We start from the raw sequence: 16,780 nt of genomic DNA on the forward strand, positions 1-16,780 counted from the left end.
TTACAAAATAAAGCTACTCTGCTAATGGCTCTGCTTTGTTCTCAAGTAAAACTGGGATGCCGTCATTGATCGGGTAAGCAATTTTATCGAACTTACAAATAAGTTGATTATCTTGTTTATTATACTCAAGCTTTCCTTTACATACTGGACACGCAACAATATCGAGTAGTTTTTTATCAAATGCCATGCTGTTACCTTTGTTTCTCTTCAGCCACTTGCTTAACACGGGCCAAAAGTTGTTGATCAAATGAAGGAGGTAGCTTCGCATCAACTGCGAGATACCACCAGTTATCTTTTGCAAATTCGCGACATTTCACCGCATCTTTCTCTGTCATTAGCAGTGGACGTTCAGCAGCAAGTGCTGTCAATGTTGCTTTGCTATAAGCACTATGATCATCAAATGCCTGCACCCTATCGAGACGATAGCCCATATCCGCTAACGTCTCAAAAAAACGACAAGGGTTACCAATTCCAGCCATAGCCACCACGTCCTGTTCAGGTTGTGGTGCGTTACTTGGGCTCTGTTTGCCATTTACAGAGTGCCATAACGTTGGCTGCAATAACATTTGTTGTTCACCACGTTGAGCTTCGCCACCATTAACAATGACATGATCGACGACAGCAGTTCGCCAATGTCCTTCTCTTAATGGTCCAGCAGGAAGCAACATTCCATTGCCTAATCGACGCTCGCCATCAAGAATTACAAGCTCTATATCGCGCCCAAGCGCATAATGTTGTAAACCGTCATCACTGATAATAATATCGACATCGAAATCATTCAGCAGCTGATGCGCGGCATCTATCCGCTTAGCCCCTACTACCATCGGCACATGTGTTCTCGCCACAATCATTGCAGGCTCATCGCCAACTAAGCTGGCACTATCACCAACAAAAACAGAGCGAGCACCATCAATATCAACGCCATAGCCGCGACTGATGACACCGGGCTTATAGCCTTGCTTACGAAGTAACTCTATGAGGTATATTACCGTGGGGGTTTTGCCACTACCACCAACAGTAATATTGCCGACAATAATCACAGGTACAGGCAAAATGGCTTGCGGTTTAACACCAACAGTATAAAGCAGCCGTCTAAACCAAGTTATAGCGGCAAATACCAGCGACAAAGGCCAAAGGACAAAACGTAAAATATGTCCGTCGTACCATAGTTTGTTAACCCAAGATTGCATTTAGCTTCCAAACTGCATTTGGTATAGGTTGTAATAGATGCCTTGCTTTTCAAGTAGCGATGTATGCGTGCCGCGCTCAACAATTTTCCCCTGATCAACAACAAGGATCTGATCAGCACTTTCAATTGTTGATAGGCGATGAGCAATAACAATTGATGTACGATTATGTCTCAGGTTATCGAGACCATCTTGAATCGCCTTTTCTGATTCGGTGTCTAACGCGGAGGTCGCTTCATCTAAAATCAATACTGGTGAATTACGTAATATCGCCCTTGCGATAGCAATACGCTGTCTTTGACCACCAGAAAGCATAACCCCATTTTCACCAATTTGGGTGTCTAGCCCTTCGGGCATAGGCTCGATAAATTCCATCGCGTGAGCAAGTGTTGCTGCGTTAATAATTTGCTCTCGGGTTGCTTCACCAGGATAGGCGTAGGCGATATTATTAGCGATTGAATCATTAAATAACGTGACTTGTTGCGATACAAGAGCAACTTGGCTACGCAGCGACGCCAACGTATAGTCATTAATGTTGCTGCCATCAAGGGTAATTTCGCCCGCTTTAAGACCGGTATAAAACCGAGTCACTAAGCTTGCGATAGTCGACTTACCAGAGCCTGAACGCCCAACTAGCGCCAATGTTTTGCCCTGCTCTACGGTAAAATCAATACCGTTTAATGCGAGCTTGTCGTGTCCTGGGTAGCTGAAGTCAACGTTGTTAAATGCCAATTCACCTTTAACTCTTTCAACGTCTAACGTGCCTGTATCGCTTTCAGGTTTGGTATCAAGTAATTCAAATACGGTGGTACATGCAGCGATACCGCGTTGGAACTCAGCATTGACACGGGTCAAATTTTTAATTGGTTGTAACATTGCCAACATCGCACCCAAAATCGTGGCAAATGTACCAGCGGTCAGCTCTGCTTTCATGCTATCGATACTGGCAGCATATAAGATAAAGGCGATAGCAAATGAACCAATAATCATCACTAAAGGTTGGCTAATGGCTTGTGCTGTGGCGAGTTTCATCGTCTGGTAGCGATTTTGATCGTTTACTTTAGCAAAGCGCTGCGCTTCAGTTTGTTGGCCACCAAAAGACAGTACATTCTTATGGCCTTTAATCATCTGCTCTGTTGCAGCGGTCACGCCGCCCATCGCCGCCTGAATATTTTTAGATACCTTTCTGAATCGACGACTCACAACGGTAATGACAACCCCTATGATTGGGCCAATGATAAATATCACCAGCGACAGTTTCCATGAGAAGTAAAACATGATGGCTATCATGCCGATAACAGTAATACTGTCGCGGACAATAGTAATAAGAGCACTACCCGAAGCACGGGCAATTTGTTCAGTATCGTAGGTGACACGAGAGATTAAATTACCCGTATTCTCACTATCAATGTAGCTAACGGGTAGTGTTAAATAGTGTTCAAACACCTCTTGGCGCAGATCCATAATTACCCGCGCACTCATGTAAGAGATACAGTAGGTCGATAGGAAGTTTGCCAGTCCCCTGAGGCTAAATAATACGATAACCACAAAAGGCGCCATCATCAGCACATCACTGCCTGAGTTAAAGCCACCACTGGTGCCAAGATCTAAATTAGTAAGCCCACCAGCTCCTGCAGGTATTTGACTCGCCTGCCCACCAAATCCTTCATCAATAAAAGGTTTTATAACTGCGATAAAGGTCGCATCGACTAATGCGTACATCGTTAAGCCAATTATGGCAAAAAATAAAACAGCTTTAAGAGGTTTTAAATAGCCCAGTAGGCGCTTAAAAACCGTCCAAACTTCACTTTTAGGAGATGTTGTCATTGGGAGACTTAACGTATTGGCAAAAAAACTATTCTACTCTGGATTTTCGTTCTCACCAAACCTAAACACTTGGTTATACCAAAATGGCGCAAAATCCGAACGATATGTATAATAATCAACACTTCCTTGCTTAAATATCACACTTAATTGTCCTTGTTCGCCAGTAGTAAGCGTCTCGATATCGAAGCGATGATAACGCGCAACCACGTCCTCTTTAGGAAAACCATAACGATTGTTAAACCCTGCTGGGAATAAAACCAGTTCGGGTGCAACTGCGTTTATAAAGCCAACACTAGAGGAAGTTCTGCTGCCATGATGCGGCGCACTCATCACCTGACTGACTATCGCTTTATCGGTTATCAATGCAAGCTCTGCTGATGCTTCAATATCACCGGTAAGCAATATGCTATTACCACCCTTGCTAAGCCTTATGACGCATGAGCCGTTATTGCCTGCAGCGGCAAATGTCGGCGCTACAATTTCAAGCTTTATAGCTTGCCACATAAACGCTTTAGGGCGGCAATCTATCGCGCCTTTAGCGCTGTCATCTGAAATAAGTTGAGCATTGGGAAATGCTGCCATGATGACATCAGTCCCACCAGCATGATCATTATCAGCATGGCTTATGACTAAGTAATCAACTTGATTAATTCCTTTCTCTCTTAAAAAAGGCAAAACTACCCGCTCAGCGTAACTAAAATTGGCGCCAAAGCTGGCACCGGTATCGTAAATAATAGCGCTGCCATTACTCTCTATGACAGCTGACATCCCCTGACCGACATCGAGCATATGTACTTTCCACTGTTGGTTTTGTTCGTTAGAGTACTTTTGGAAAATCAAAATGATCATTGGCAGTAACATTGCGCCAAAAATTATCCGCCAATGGATATTTCTAAATTGACGGAAAAGCCATAAGCCTGTCATAGCACTGAGTAATACAGCAATCCATAGATTGGAGAGATCCAGCCAAGCAAATGAAAGCTTGCTCGCGTAATCAAGTAGAAAGATAGCCGGCTCTAGCGTCTGATTAGCGAGCCAAAAAGTATTTGTAAATTCAAGTTCAACTCCGCTTAACAGCCCAATAATGAACAGCATCAAACAAAGCAAAGCCAAAGGGATCACCACAAAACTAAACCAAGGCACTAGCAGCAAATTAACCGCTACGCTGATGATTGAAGTCCCGGCAAAGAAGCTAGCCTGTAAAAGCCCTAATATTAGCGCGAGTCTCCATTGAATCGCCCAAAATGGCACGAACCACTGCTGCACTGCCCGCCGTAAAAAACGATATATAGAAATAAATGATGTTTGAGCGGCAATGTCCTCAATAACCTCATCATTCGGATGCTTGCTGAATTCTGTTGGCAAATAACTTGAGATAGTGACAAGAATAATGACCAGCGCCATAAAGGATAGCCAAAAACTTGCACTAAGTGGGCTTAATGGATCTATGAGTAACACAATAAATAATGCATAAAGCAGCCTTTCCCAACTACTTGAATATCGACTAAATAACCATGAACACAAATAGGCAAGCAGCATAATAAGTGCCCGTTGGGTAGAAACTGAAAAGCCCGCAAGATAAGCATAAGCAATCGCCGTCAAAGCGCACAGCAGCATTGCAATGACACTGTTACGTCGGCTTTGATTGGCTAGTAACTGAAACAGAATAGTTTTACTGAGTATATACCCCCAAAAACAAGCAACCGAAAGGTGTAACCCTGAGATAGCAAACAGATGACCAGTACCTGTGTTTTTCAACTGCTGCCAGCGTTCGGTTGTCATTAAGCTTTTGTCACCAACTAATAGCGCCAACATTAAATCTTGTGAAGGGTATGGTTTAAGAGCGGGTTTAAGTTGCTGAATCAGTTTGGCCCTAACATCACTATTTTCAGATATTAATTGACCATCAATTACTTTGCCTTTAGCAAAAATATGTTTACTGAGCAGATACTTCTGCTGATTAAAACCGCCTTGATTCAATAAGCTAGTGATTGGTTTTGGCCTGATTGTTAGCAACCATTGCTGACCGACTTCAACCTTTGGTGGTTTTGACCATGATAATCTAAGCTTTCTAGCTAACGAGTGGGGCAAATTTGAATCAATCAGCATAATATCCATACTAATCCAGTCGCCGTTTGAGCTAACTAGTGATATGATTTCGCCCTTAACATCTATAGTGTCAACGTATTCACTTGTATCCCAGCTCATTAATAACGTATTAAAAGTCGTTATCCAGCTAAGTGCAATTAGGCCACCTGCCAATACTGGGGTATGCCGAATAACAACCATTGCCAATATAATAAAATACGGCAAGGTAGCAAGTTGAGGGAGCGATGGCCAAAGCATTGCTGATATTATCGTGGCACAAAAGCCACACATGAATCCATTCATAGTGACGTAAGTTAAGACAGCAAATTCAAGTTATGCCAAAAAAATTATTAGAAAGATTTATGCCGAAGCCTGAAACATTGCGCAATCACAAGAATCTGCGCATGTTTGGTGATCTGTTACTGAAGCCCAATTTATGGGCATTGAACCGACGCTCAGCGCCTGGTGCATTCGCTGTGGGATTGTTTGTCGCTTGGATCCCGATGCCGTTTCAAATGGTATTAGCTGCCGCACTTGCAATACTTTTTAATGTCAACTTACCACTTGCTGTTGCACTCGTTTGGGTCACAAACCCTGTAACCATGCCCTTTATGTTTTACGTTGCTTATATCCTTGGCGCGAAGCTTCTTGGCAATCCTCCTCAAGAGTTTGCATTTGAAGCAAGCTGGCAGTGGGTTGAATCTTCAATTGAAACCATTGGACCGTCATTTTTGCTTGGTTGCCTAGTGTTAGGGGCGCTTTTTGCAATTACCTCATACTTCATCATAAAGACATTATGGAAATACTCAGTGTTGTTTAAGTGGAAAAGCCGCAACAAGTAATATTCCGAGGCAAATCATACAACCACAAAAAAAGCAGCTTATCGCTGCTTTTTTATTGGTTGTCATCTTTTTACTTCGTAGATTGCTTTTCAAGTACGCTTTTCATCGAAGGGACTATTGTTGTTGGATCGAGCCTCATTTGATACCAGTTAACTCGCCAATCTAAATGCGGTCCCGTTGCGCGGCCTGTCGCACCGACTTCTGCAAGTTTTTCTCCCTGCTTAACAGTCTGCCCCTGTTTGACGTACAATTTACTCAAATGTAGAAAACTAGAACTTACACCATAACCATGGTCAATAATCATGGTGCCGCCAGAGTAAAACATGTCTGCGACCGATAATGAGATAACTCCATCCGCAGGTGCCACCACCACAGTGCCAGTTTTAGCAGCCACATCCACACCGTAGTGTGGTGTGCCAGGCTTGCCGTTATAAACTCGCTGACTCCCATAGACACCAGAAATACGCCCTGTCAGCGGCCAAATAAACGTTTGGTTAAATGCGTTATTCGGGCTAAATTGCGCTCGGGCTGTTTTGACCTGTTTACTGTCTTTCGCTGCTCGACTTTGTGCTTTAGGATCAGGTTTCATAATTTTCTTACTGATCCCATTAACTTGCTGAATTTTATAGTCACGCTTCTCAATCGATAGCGGTTTCAGCTCAGTTAAGCCGTCGAGGTAAACGAGTTTAAGCATTTGCTTTAACTCCGCTTCCCTCGAAAATCCAAAAGCAAATTCTCCATTAGGGTTAACCTTAATGGGGTCATCGTTCAAATAGACTTGCGTACCAGGCTGTACTTTAGCCCGGATCAAGGCGCCTTGTATAAACTCTCCGTTTAATTCAACTTGAGCACAGGTTGCTGTCGAGACCAAAGCAGCTATACCAGCAATGGCTAATGAGGCAATTTTATTCAAAATATCTCCTGAGGTTTAACTTTTACATTGTCTACTTGCGATAGCACCCTTACCGATCCCTTCATAAGCAATGACTTTAAAGTTACTACTAGGCACTTTGTCAGATAAGGTTTGCGCCATATAATCTGCCAATAACTCTACGGTGGTGTCGTGTGGTAATACGTCACAGCAGGATTTTGGCATTGCCAGCTGAAAGTCCCCTTGCGGAGCTTGATAATGGAAGCCCAAATGCGTGTTGTCATTCACTTGTGTCTGTGGAGAAAGTGTTAGCGTTTGTACCGACACACAATCCTCGTCGCTTCCGAGGTAAATATCATGCCAGCGTTTAGCCCAGTACTCATCCCACTTTGGTGCAGCTACCCCATTTTCAAATACGGTTACCGGACTTCTGTGCCCATGAGCAATACGTTGGCAGTTACCATCATGTTTCTTAAGCCCATGAGTATAATGATAAAAAGGTGCATCATGAATTTCATTTCGTAGCGTTAAAGAGATCCCTTCTACGTTTGCAGGCAACACCTCTTTAAGCGCTTTTTGCAAGAACTTATTAACACTTTCAAAATCGATGATTTCGCTTGGGATCAGCGCAAATGCTTGCGAAGGACACGCTAAGTGCATGCTGCCTTGTTGGCTATCGAAGTCCATCCAGACTCTGTCACCTTGTTGTTGCCAGCGCACTTCACTGCAGGCTGTTGGGATCAATAAACGATGATCTGCAACGTCATCAATGGTGTTTTTAATGGTTCGTTTTACTTTTGCAAAATCGAGCACCATGTTTTGCTCGTCTAAGCCGCCATCTAACAAAACATCGACAATCCAACTTTCACCAACCATGCCACGAATAGGACACAGGTATGAAAAATCAATCACAGTTAAATCTTTAACAAATAGTTGCATTTAAGCTCCTAGGTAGAAAAACAGTCTACCTTGCACAATCCGGGCAGCAATGGCTGCAGGATGAAATGAAAGCAATCAATATCAGAATCAAATCTTGATAATGATTGGTATTACAATAATTGCTGTAGCTTACAATGATAAACAGCAATATTCGACAACTTTAAACTAAGAACGCTCAATAACTAAACCCTAGACACAAAAAAACCGAGCGTTAAAACACTCGGCTTCTCATCACGCTCAAAAGCCTGTCTATCTACTCACCTTTTAGACGACGATCGAGCTGATCTTTAAGATTTGCTGGGACACCTTTTATGATAATCGTATCTGACACGGGATCGTAAATCACACGCTCGCCAAGATGCTGACTATCAAAACTGAGTGTTACTCCACCACCAGTGCCAGAAAACTTCTTCAACTGTCGTAGCGTTGGTTTATCACCAGGGAACTCCTCTTCGAGTTCGTAATCGCCACCCTGAGCAAAATCATAGAATGAGTCCATACCTTGATCTGCTAGCTCATCCGCAAGATCTTTAATCTGAATATCTGCACCTTCGTCACAGCGTTCGGTACAGTAGTCAAATACCCGCTCACGTGCGGTTTGACGCTCATCTTTTGTCAGCTCACTGCCACCAACAAAATCCTCAACGGCATTCATCAACGATTTGTTCTGTGCTTTAGTATTAATGCCTTCCACACATCCCATGAAATCGAGGAAAAAGTCAGCGACTTTGCGCCCTGCTCGGCCGCGAACAAAAGAGATGTATTTTTTAGACTCAGGATCTGCTTGCCATTCAGTCAAGTCAATACGAGCAGCAAGTTGAACATTGTTGAGATCTAAGTGAGTATTTTGCGTCAACTCCATATCATCTAACACTGTCATTGATGACTTAGCGTTAAGTAGCGACACAAACAAAAAGTCGCTGGTCATATAGGTATAGCAAGAGAGCAGCAGAAAACCACCAGTGCTAAAGTCATACTTAGCGAGCTCTTCCTGTAGCAATTTTCCGGCGATACCTGAAAATTCGACAAAGCCTAAATCATTACTGCGGTACTGACTCAAAGCAGCTTCAAACTTGGTGTTTGCTTCACCGTCATCACCACTGATGCCAAAATGACCAAAACCCTTACCAGCCTTTGTGGTGTAGGTTTGATGGAGTTCATCTAACATCGTCTCTACGGCTTGGCTGTTTAATAACGGTTGAGGGCGTAAACGACAGCTGAGCTGACCGTCTCCATCTTGAGAAATGGCATGGATGATTGCTTGTTCGACGTTAATACTCATTGAGCCTCGATAAAAAGTTGCTTAGAGCTATAGCCAGTGAATCAGCTCTATAATGGTAAATAGATTAATTTGTTTACGCCTGCAGCCTTTCAGTCAATCGCGGCTACATGAATAACATGACGGCAGATATCATACCAGACAGAAACCAGAAATCCAGATGGTAAATAGGTCGCTACAGTAAAGGTTTTAGCAATGTGATTTACGAGGAGGGAATGGCAATGAAACAGCCACTAATCAATTTATATCATCTCGTTAGTTAACAGCCGAATATGAGGCTACCCCCCATACAGAGTTCATTGCAACGGTTTGAATTGACGCTGCGCAATCACGCCTTAAACAAGACTTTATCTCATTCCAATACACAATAAGTGATAAAAGCCTCAACAGGAGACCAAAAAGTGCAGAGCTTCTCGGAAAAATCCGTTATTATATGCCGTTAATCAAGATTTAAAGTGAACTTTTTCAATTATGGCTATCCAATCTAAATATTCAAACACGCAAGTTGAATCACTCATTACTGAGCTATTAGCGGTTTTAGAGAAGCATCAATCACCAACAGACTTGAGTCTGATGGCATTGGGGAACTGCGTAACTCATCTGTTGCAAAATAAAGTACCTGCTGAAGCTCGTGAAGTGGTTACAGAGCAGTTTGCAAAAGCTTTATCGCAATCGGTTAAAAATAGCTAGACTAAACAAAGAGCCACATTGAGTAAGGGTTTAACCATTTAAGCTTAAACCCATTAACTACAATATAAGAGAAAAATGAGTCAGCATGGTTGAGCGACAAAAACAGATAGGACGAGATCGAGTTTCACGTTTAGTGAGCTGGGGACATTGGTTTGCTTTCTATAATGGCTTACTGGCTATTATTGTCGGCTATCGATATCTCGGTACTGTTGGTTTTCCAGAGTCAATCGTAGGCTGGAGCTATCTAGCATTAAGCACCATTGGCCACTTTAGCTTTCTCGCTTTTATGGTCTATCTGGTACTCATTTTTCCTATTACTCTGTTGCTTCCTTATTCCAAAATACTAAGAGGCTATGCCGCTGTCGTCGCTACATTAAGTTTATGTATACTGCTTTATGACACCATTATTTATGATGACTATGGCCTACACCTAAGCCCCTTTGTGTTTGATTTAGCCTGGGCTGATTTGAATGGATTGTTGCAAGGCACCTCTTACATCATTACGCCAATAGGTATTCTTGCTTTAGAGCTAACGCTCGCTAATTACTTGTGGAAACGTATCGAAAAGATCCGTAAGCGTAATTATGGCAACAAAGTTGTTGGGGTCGTTGGCTTATGCTTTATTGCCAGTCACCTGATACATATTTGGGGTGATGCTGCTGACGTCACCGAAATAACACAGTTTGATGATGCTTATCCGCTGTCTTATCCAGCAACAGCAAGAAGCTTCATGGAAAGTTATGGCATTGATAACAGCCATGAAGACCAAGATCAAACGAGACCCAAAACCAGTCTCAAATATCCATTATCGCCTATGCAATGCATGGCTGACGATAAACCGAATATTCTATTCATTGCGATTGATAGCCTTCAGGCAAAATTAGTCGACAGCACAACGATGCCTTTCTTAACTGCATACGCTGAGAAGAACCAATCTTTTCAAAAGCATTTAAGTGGTGGCAACCAATTTAGTAGCGGTATGTTCAGCCTGCTTTACGGTTTACAAGGCAGTTATATGAATGCCATCGATCTGCATTATGAAAGTCCAGTGTTAACTCAAGAACTCTCGGTTAATGGCTATCAGTTAGGCCTGTTTACTAGTGTTGATACCCTCGCTCGCCCGCAAGCGATTTTTGATGACTTCGAACGAATTGACTCTCAATATGATGATAGTTATGCAAGTTCGGATATCAGTTCAGTTGAGAACTGGCAAGCATGGACTCAAGCTGCAACACAACCTTGGTTTACACTATTAAATTTAAAGTCGCCCGATAACTACGACACACCAATAGGCTTTCTTGGTGTTAAGACAGTAAAAGCGAATAAATCACTAAAGTCAGCTGAAAAAGTACTATTCAATCAATACCGCCAGTCCTTGAACTTTATTGATAGCCAGTTGAAAGAAGTACTGACTGATTTACCTGACAACACATTAGTTGTCATCACCGGTGTTAGCGGAAAAGTGTTTACCAGTAATCCGACAGAAGCGAGGGTAAACCTTTCGCCAGATAACGTTCAAGTTCCAATGGTTATCCATTGGCCTAAACAGAGTGCACATAAACGTATCAACTACAGAACAACTCACAGCGCACTTGTGCCAACATTGATGACTCAAGTGCTTGGTTGTACCAATCCAACCACTGATTTTAGTGCAGGTAGCAGCTTGATGCAGCCAAGTGACAGAACCTGGGTTTATACCGGTGACAATCGTATATTTGCCATTTATCAACAGTCTGAAATTACCACTATCGATCGACACGGTAAGTATAGAATTTATGATCGTGAATATAAAAAACGTCTTAGAAAGAAGATGAGTGCACCTGAGTTAATTGAAGTCATGCGTGAAGGAAGAAGGTTTTATATTCATTAGGATAGTTGAAAAAGTTTATAAACTAGCCAAACAAAACAATGATGTTAATGAAGCGCTTGCAGCGGCTCTGCTGACTTGTTAAAGTGCTGGCTCTTCAGAATTCCCTCAAGTTTATAATTTATTCTGCAGAAAATTTCGGGATATGGCCTAGTCCGGTAAGGCGCTTGTCTGGGGGACAAGAGATCACAGGTTCAAATCCTGTTATCCCGACCAATTAAAATTAAAAAAGCCAGCATTTAGCTGGCTTTTTTATTGGCTGAAGGCCACGAACCTATGAGTTAGTCGTGGCAGTCAGCACACTCTTTAATCGTTAGATCTACGGTGTGTAGTTCAGTATCTAACTCATGAGCACTTTCCATATCGTGGCAATCGTTACAAGTTGCGATTGTTGCTTCCATTTCAGTATGTGCTGCTACATCAATTTTTTCATGGCAATCAGTACAATCAACAGCCATTGCAGAAGCGGAGAAGGCTAGTACAGCAAACATAGATAAGTATTTCATAACAGTTCCTTAATCACGGAGTTGTTGCACTTAAACTCTGAAATGTTACAGACTATCTAAGTACAATTTTAAAAATTACACCGGTAAAAGCTTATTGGAAATTAATGGCTTACACGGTGGAAATCTATGCCTTATATGATAGCAACTAACATTAATTGAACCTTAAAACGCAGCTCTTTCATGAACAAAAGCTGAATAGACAACCGATAAGATATCAATGCTGTGAACTAGATCTTATCGGTAAGAACATTAAGTGGTTTTTAAATATTTACCTCACAGTAAGAATCGATAGCTTCATCAGCTAGTTTAGGCGGAACAAAAACAAAGAAGGCGGCATTATTCTGTAAAACAGCACGCTATCTGTTGCTATCCTAATCGAAAGTTAATAACTTGTAGTAAGTAAATAATAATAAAAAATGACTTTCTAGCATTTTGGATGAGTCACGATATAGGACCTGTTTTTGAATAAGAAAACACCACAAAAACTTCTGTTAGCTACCCTTTTCGGCATCATAGGTTTCATCATAAACCTTTATCCGATACCTTTATTTGCTAATATCCAGCTAATTATAGGTAATGCTAGCTTTGTCGTTAGTGCCGTTCTTTTTGGGCCTTGGTATGCCTTGTATACTGCTATTATTGCGGTTAGTGGGTTATTTATTGCTTGGGACAGCCCTCACGTATATCTACTCTTTTCACTAGAAGCGTTATGTTTAGGCCTTGCTCATCGAAAAGGGATCTACTCACTATATTCGAGTATCGTTTTTTGGTTAGTGATTGGTATGCCATTGTTTTATCTATATGCAGTTCTCAACACAAATATTCCTAGTAGCCACTTACCTTTTATTATCCTGAAACAAGGGATAAATGGTGTTTTTTACACTGCCATAGCCTCTACGCTGCTGCTTTTAACGCCAGTGTCTTTGCACCTTTTACTCAAAAGCAAAGATAAAAAACGACAGACTTTTAATGCCCAGTTAACCTATGCATTCACGCTAGTGATCTTTTTAGCACTACTCTTTTCAGCACTATTATTTAACAATCAGTTTATCAATCGTCATCAACAACTGTTGAGTGAGAACATTAATGAATCTGCTCATCACATTGGAAACTTAGCTCAGGCTCATATTGATACTCACGCACAAGTATTAAATAGTGCCGCAAATTGGTTAAGCTTAAGTGAAATGAGGGCAAAGCAACAACAGACAGCACTGTTAAAATTGCACCAACAGTATCCAGGGTTTATCACAATGTTAATTGCTGATGATTTGGGCAAGATCCAAAGCGCTAGTCCGGTGTCATTACTAAATGGTGCAAATAAGTCTACAGACATAGAGGTGTCAGATAGAGACTATTTTATTGAGGCATTCGTTAATCAAAACGCTTATATATCACCGGTTTTTCTAGGTAGAGGCTTTGGCAACGATCCCATTGTCGCCATCAGCGCGCCTCTCTATTCACCAGATAACTCTTACCAGCCTATTGGAATAATTGAAGGCTCGCTCGACTTAAATCGCTTTAAAGAAATTGATAGAACCAATAAGCTATTTAGAGATCAATATATTGTACTTGTCGATCAGGAAAACCGTGTTGTATTTTCTTCACCAGAACTGACAATTCAGCCGCTGAGTGATTTTAGCTACTCAAAAGATAATGCTCTTGATACTAGCCTATTACCAACGTTGAATATCCATGACAAAACCAATATGTCACCAGAATTTGTATATGCAGCTTATGATCTAAATATAGGTTGGACTCTTTATGTTCTCAACCCTTTTAGGCCTTTAGTCATGCTTGTTGAGCAAATGTATATTGCAACTTTTGCGATACTCGCCATTTCGCTGCTGGTCATTTTTCTCATTACTCGAATAATTAGTGGCAGACTAACTCGACCATTAGAGAGAATTGCCAAAAAGTTCAGCACTTCAAATAAGAATGACAACAGTGACTATGGCATTGATGAGGACTCACCAAAAGAGATCTACTCTCTCTATAAACGATTAAAACAGAGTAAAAGCCAGCTAATAGGCTATCAGTTAGCGCTAGAGGAAAAAGTAGCTCTCAGAACATTTGAGCTAGAACAAGCCAATCAGCAGTTAAAGTCTTTGGCAGAAAAAGATTCTCTCACTGGACTCTATAATCGTCGTTATGCTGAAGAACAATTTCCATTTTTACAAGAAAGCTGCCAAAGAAGCGATGAAGTTATTGCTATTGCCATCTTAGATTTAGACAAGTTTAAGAGCATTAATGACACCTATGGGCATTTAGGTGGTGATCTGACGCTTAAAAAAGTTGCTAAACTACTGGAGAACAACTTTAAGCGTGATGGAGACGTCATCGTACGCTACGGTGGAGAAGAGTTTTTGATTATCATGCCCCATTGCAACACGTTAAAAATTGAATCTCACCTTGAAAATTTTAAACAAAGGTTAGCCGAGATTGTCATTGAGAACCCTGACAACAATACTAGCTTTAATGTCACAACCAGTATTGGCGCCGTCATTGGCAACGGTACTTATAGTGATTCGCTCGAGGACTGGATAAAACAAGCGGATTTCAACTTGTATCAAGCAAAAAACAACGGCAGAAATAAACTGGTATTCACTACGTTGCAAGACACTCGAACATAGTTGCCGCTTACTCAATAATACGTTGATCCATTTTTTCAATCATGTAGTTAAAAAATGGATTCCATTTCTGCCTCAACATCTCACTTGAGGGAACACTTAGCACTCCTCGTTCCCCTTTTGAGGCCCCAGCACCGATTTGAATTCTATTATGAATTTGTTTTCGATGTGGGCCATAGAGTTCATCACTTTCAGGAAAAGGCAGAGCAACGTGAGACAGAGAATAGGTTTGTTTCGGCCATTGTTCAATAACGGCTTCACTGACACTTTCTGAGGTTAAATTTCTAGCCTGCACCGCCCCTCTTGCTTCGCCTGTATTCTCAATTATGGTGAAGTCGAAAGCAAGCTGGGTAGATTTAACTAATTGAGTATAAGGCGTTAGAGGATCCGCTGCGATTAAGCTTAAATTAACTTGAGTTCGGTTAATATCAAACATCACCAACTCATGTTGTTTATTCGGTAATTGCAGATACAAATCATTGATCACAGCCATGCTATCTACGGTATCATCAGTTAAAGATTGAAACGTTAACACCGGAGCAAGACGCTCTCGCGCTTGACTATCCAGCTGTTTGAATAGTTCAACATTACGGCTAGCGAGCTGATACACCACATCCCCAGCATTTACCGCAAATGAACTGTATTTAAATGGATCGTACTCAGTTTGAATGCTGTTCCAACTTAGCTTATCAAGTCCTAATAGATGACCTAACCTTGATTGCCATTTTGCACCAACAGCCACAGGTGGTAGGCCGATAGCTGGCGAGAGGAACACTAGCCCCGAAAAATCTCCACTTTCTCCTACAGCAATTTGTTCAAGCTCATGATTAAGCGCAAGCGCAGCGCCAGTTGAAAAACCAACCACATAAAGCGGTTTATCTTGCATCACTCGCTTCAAGTGAGCAGTCGCTATAGAAACTGCAGCCGCCATATCTTGCCAAGTCACATCGACGAGCCCAGACGGCAGTGTTCCATGGCCTGGCAGTCTTAGTCCTATGACATGCGCTGACTCTTTGTAGTGCTTAGCGAAGTGTTGCATCGCGTAGGGAGAGTCTGACATACCGTGCAACAACAAAATGCCGTAATCAGCTTGCTCGTTTTTCCATTCAAAACTTCTATTCCAATTTTGAGACCATTTTTGGGGGTCAGAGTAGCTCCCCGCGACATAACGATTAAGCACCAATAAGGATTCTGACTTAGTTTTAGCGGTAACCTTATCTTCAACTTCCGCAAATAATTTGTCCTCTAAACGCAAGTAGTCATTAAAACTAGCAATACTCGGCTGTTGACGATATTGCGCCTTAAGCTCAGTGGTATGCCATAAGTCCAGTTCTGGACGAGAATTGAGATACCAAACAGCAGCTGCAATTAAGGCAATACTGGTTCCAACAGAGGAGTAAAAGAGTGCAAATGCTAAGTGCTTAGCCGATCCAATTACAATGGACTTCATCATCATTAGAGCTCAATCTTAAGTTGTTGTTATACAGGGTTTAGGGAATAATATATAAGGTCACTAGCTGTAACTTACACTGTTTTCAATGGTAAACAAATAGACAATAATATGATTGGAACTCAACAAGCTAACACTTGCTTTTACCTACCGACTCCGCCTAAACGCGCAGAGAAATGGAGTCACCTTGATGTAGATGCGACTCAAGCATTAATTGAATTGAATGGTAACCACTGGCGAAAAATTTTAACTGTCATGGCTAAGATTGTAGTCAACGAACAAGATTGGCGACAATATCGCGATAGAGATCTATTAAAACGTGATGAGTCTATCGCTATCGGAGTTAACAGCCTGTGCTGCGATGCGCAGCTACACATAATTTGTGGAAAAGAAAGTGCAGAGACTTTAAAGCTCGATAGTGCTGAATTTTTACCGTTAGACTTCCAAGGGGCCACCTTGTTAAAGCATGCAAATAAAGACATTTATTTATGCCCTTATTTAGATTACCGGCAGTTTCCCAATATACAGATTAATTTTTTAAGACAAGCTCTGGGTCTTGCTCCACTAAACTAATAAACAGTACATCCTATTAAAAAGCGCCATTAGG

Annotated in this window: 14 protein-coding genes and 1 tRNA gene; 6 read left to right on the forward strand and 9 right to left on the reverse strand. The window is 41.7% G+C overall.

All coding sequences use genetic code 11. The features are described from left to right. Nucleotides 1-13: 13 nt before the first annotated feature. The 4 genes from K5R16_RS19700 to K5R16_RS19715 are packed head-to-tail and all read right to left on the reverse strand — an operon-like array spanning nucleotide 14 to nucleotide 5,327. Entirely contained in the window at nucleotides 14-187 is a 174-nt protein-coding gene (locus tag K5R16_RS19700) for a Trm112 family protein (protein WP_020912385.1), read from the reverse strand. Between the two features lie 4 nt (nucleotides 188-191). After that, on the reverse strand, nucleotides 192-1,190 hold the full coding sequence (lpxK, locus tag K5R16_RS19705; protein ID WP_220739780.1) for a tetraacyldisaccharide 4'-kinase: 999 nt from the start codon (nucleotides 1,188-1,190) through the stop codon (nucleotides 192-194). After that, entirely contained in the window at nucleotides 1,191-3,014 is a 1,824-nt protein-coding gene (gene msbA / locus K5R16_RS19710; protein WP_220739782.1) for a lipid A export permease/ATP-binding protein MsbA, read from the reverse strand. 33 nt (nucleotides 3,015-3,047) lie between these two features. Further along, on the reverse strand, nucleotides 3,048-5,327 hold the full coding sequence (locus tag K5R16_RS19715) for a DNA internalization-related competence protein ComEC/Rec2 (RefSeq protein WP_259649943.1): 2,280 nt from the start codon (nucleotides 5,325-5,327) through the stop codon (nucleotides 3,048-3,050). A gap of 110 nt (nucleotides 5,328-5,437) precedes the next feature. On the opposite strand from K5R16_RS19715, the gene K5R16_RS19720 reads away from it, so the two are divergent. After that, nucleotides 5,438-5,944, forward strand: a complete 507-nt coding sequence (locus K5R16_RS19720; protein WP_220739785.1) for a DUF2062 domain-containing protein — start codon at nucleotides 5,438-5,440, stop codon at nucleotides 5,942-5,944. A gap of 70 nt (nucleotides 5,945-6,014) precedes the next feature. On the opposite strand, the gene K5R16_RS19725 is transcribed toward K5R16_RS19720, so the two are convergent. The 3 genes from K5R16_RS19725 to yejK all read right to left on the reverse strand — a co-directional run bounded on the left by K5R16_RS19725 (nucleotide 6,015) and on the right by yejK (nucleotide 9,036). After that, complete coding sequence (locus K5R16_RS19725; protein ID WP_374758412.1) at nucleotides 6,015-6,833, reverse strand: M23 family metallopeptidase; 819 nt, start codon at nucleotides 6,831-6,833, stop codon at nucleotides 6,015-6,017. 39 nt (nucleotides 6,834-6,872) lie between these two features. Then, nucleotides 6,873-7,754, reverse strand: coding sequence for a 6-carboxytetrahydropterin synthase (locus K5R16_RS19730; RefSeq protein WP_220739787.1), 882 nt, complete (start codon nucleotides 7,752-7,754; stop codon nucleotides 6,873-6,875). A 253-nt stretch (nucleotides 7,755-8,007) separates the two neighbouring features. After that, nucleotides 8,008-9,036: a nucleoid-associated protein YejK gene (yejK, locus tag K5R16_RS19735; protein WP_220739789.1), complete on the reverse strand. Its 1,029-nt coding sequence runs from the start codon at nucleotides 9,034-9,036 to the stop codon at nucleotides 8,008-8,010. A 468-nt stretch (nucleotides 9,037-9,504) separates the two neighbouring features. On the opposite strand from yejK, the gene K5R16_RS19740 reads away from it, so the two are divergent. From K5R16_RS19740 to K5R16_RS19750, 3 genes are all read left to right on the forward strand, one after another. Beyond that, complete coding sequence (locus K5R16_RS19740; protein WP_020912377.1) at nucleotides 9,505-9,723, forward strand: YejL family protein; 219 nt, start codon at nucleotides 9,505-9,507, stop codon at nucleotides 9,721-9,723. An 85-nt stretch (nucleotides 9,724-9,808) separates the two neighbouring features. After that, the gene (locus K5R16_RS19745) at nucleotides 9,809-11,593 is read left to right on the forward strand and encodes a DUF3413 domain-containing protein (RefSeq protein ID WP_220739791.1); all 1,785 of its coding nucleotides are present in this window, start codon (nucleotides 9,809-9,811) and stop codon (nucleotides 11,591-11,593) included. 136 nt (nucleotides 11,594-11,729) lie between these two features. Further along, nucleotides 11,730-11,806 (forward strand) — tRNA-Pro (locus tag K5R16_RS19750). Between the two features lie 65 nt (nucleotides 11,807-11,871). Here the strand turns inward: K5R16_RS19750 and K5R16_RS19755 are convergent. Next, nucleotides 11,872-12,096: a cytochrome c3 family protein gene (locus K5R16_RS19755; RefSeq protein WP_220739793.1), complete on the reverse strand. Its 225-nt coding sequence runs from the start codon at nucleotides 12,094-12,096 to the stop codon at nucleotides 11,872-11,874. Between the two features lie 461 nt (nucleotides 12,097-12,557). Here K5R16_RS19755 and K5R16_RS19760 point away from each other — a divergent pair, with 461 nt between their 5' ends. Then, nucleotides 12,558-14,726 (forward strand): diguanylate cyclase, encoded by a 2,169-nt coding sequence (locus K5R16_RS19760; protein ID WP_220739795.1) that lies wholly within the window; start codon nucleotides 12,558-12,560, stop codon nucleotides 14,724-14,726. Nucleotides 14,727-14,733: 7 nt separating this feature from the next. Here K5R16_RS19760 and K5R16_RS19765 read toward each other — a convergent pair whose 3' ends face one another. Further along, nucleotides 14,734-16,173, reverse strand: coding sequence for a carboxylesterase (locus tag K5R16_RS19765; protein ID WP_220739835.1), 1,440 nt, complete (start codon nucleotides 16,171-16,173; stop codon nucleotides 14,734-14,736). A 111-nt stretch (nucleotides 16,174-16,284) separates the two neighbouring features. On the opposite strand from K5R16_RS19765, the gene K5R16_RS19770 reads away from it, so the two are divergent. Beyond that, nucleotides 16,285-16,746 (forward strand): DUF6942 family protein, encoded by a 462-nt coding sequence (locus tag K5R16_RS19770; protein ID WP_220739796.1) that lies wholly within the window; start codon nucleotides 16,285-16,287, stop codon nucleotides 16,744-16,746. Nucleotides 16,747-16,780: the final 34 nt, after the last annotated feature.

Source organism: Shewanella sp. c952, assembly GCF_019654975.1.
Lineage (GTDB): Bacteria > Pseudomonadota > Gammaproteobacteria > Enterobacterales > Shewanellaceae > Shewanella.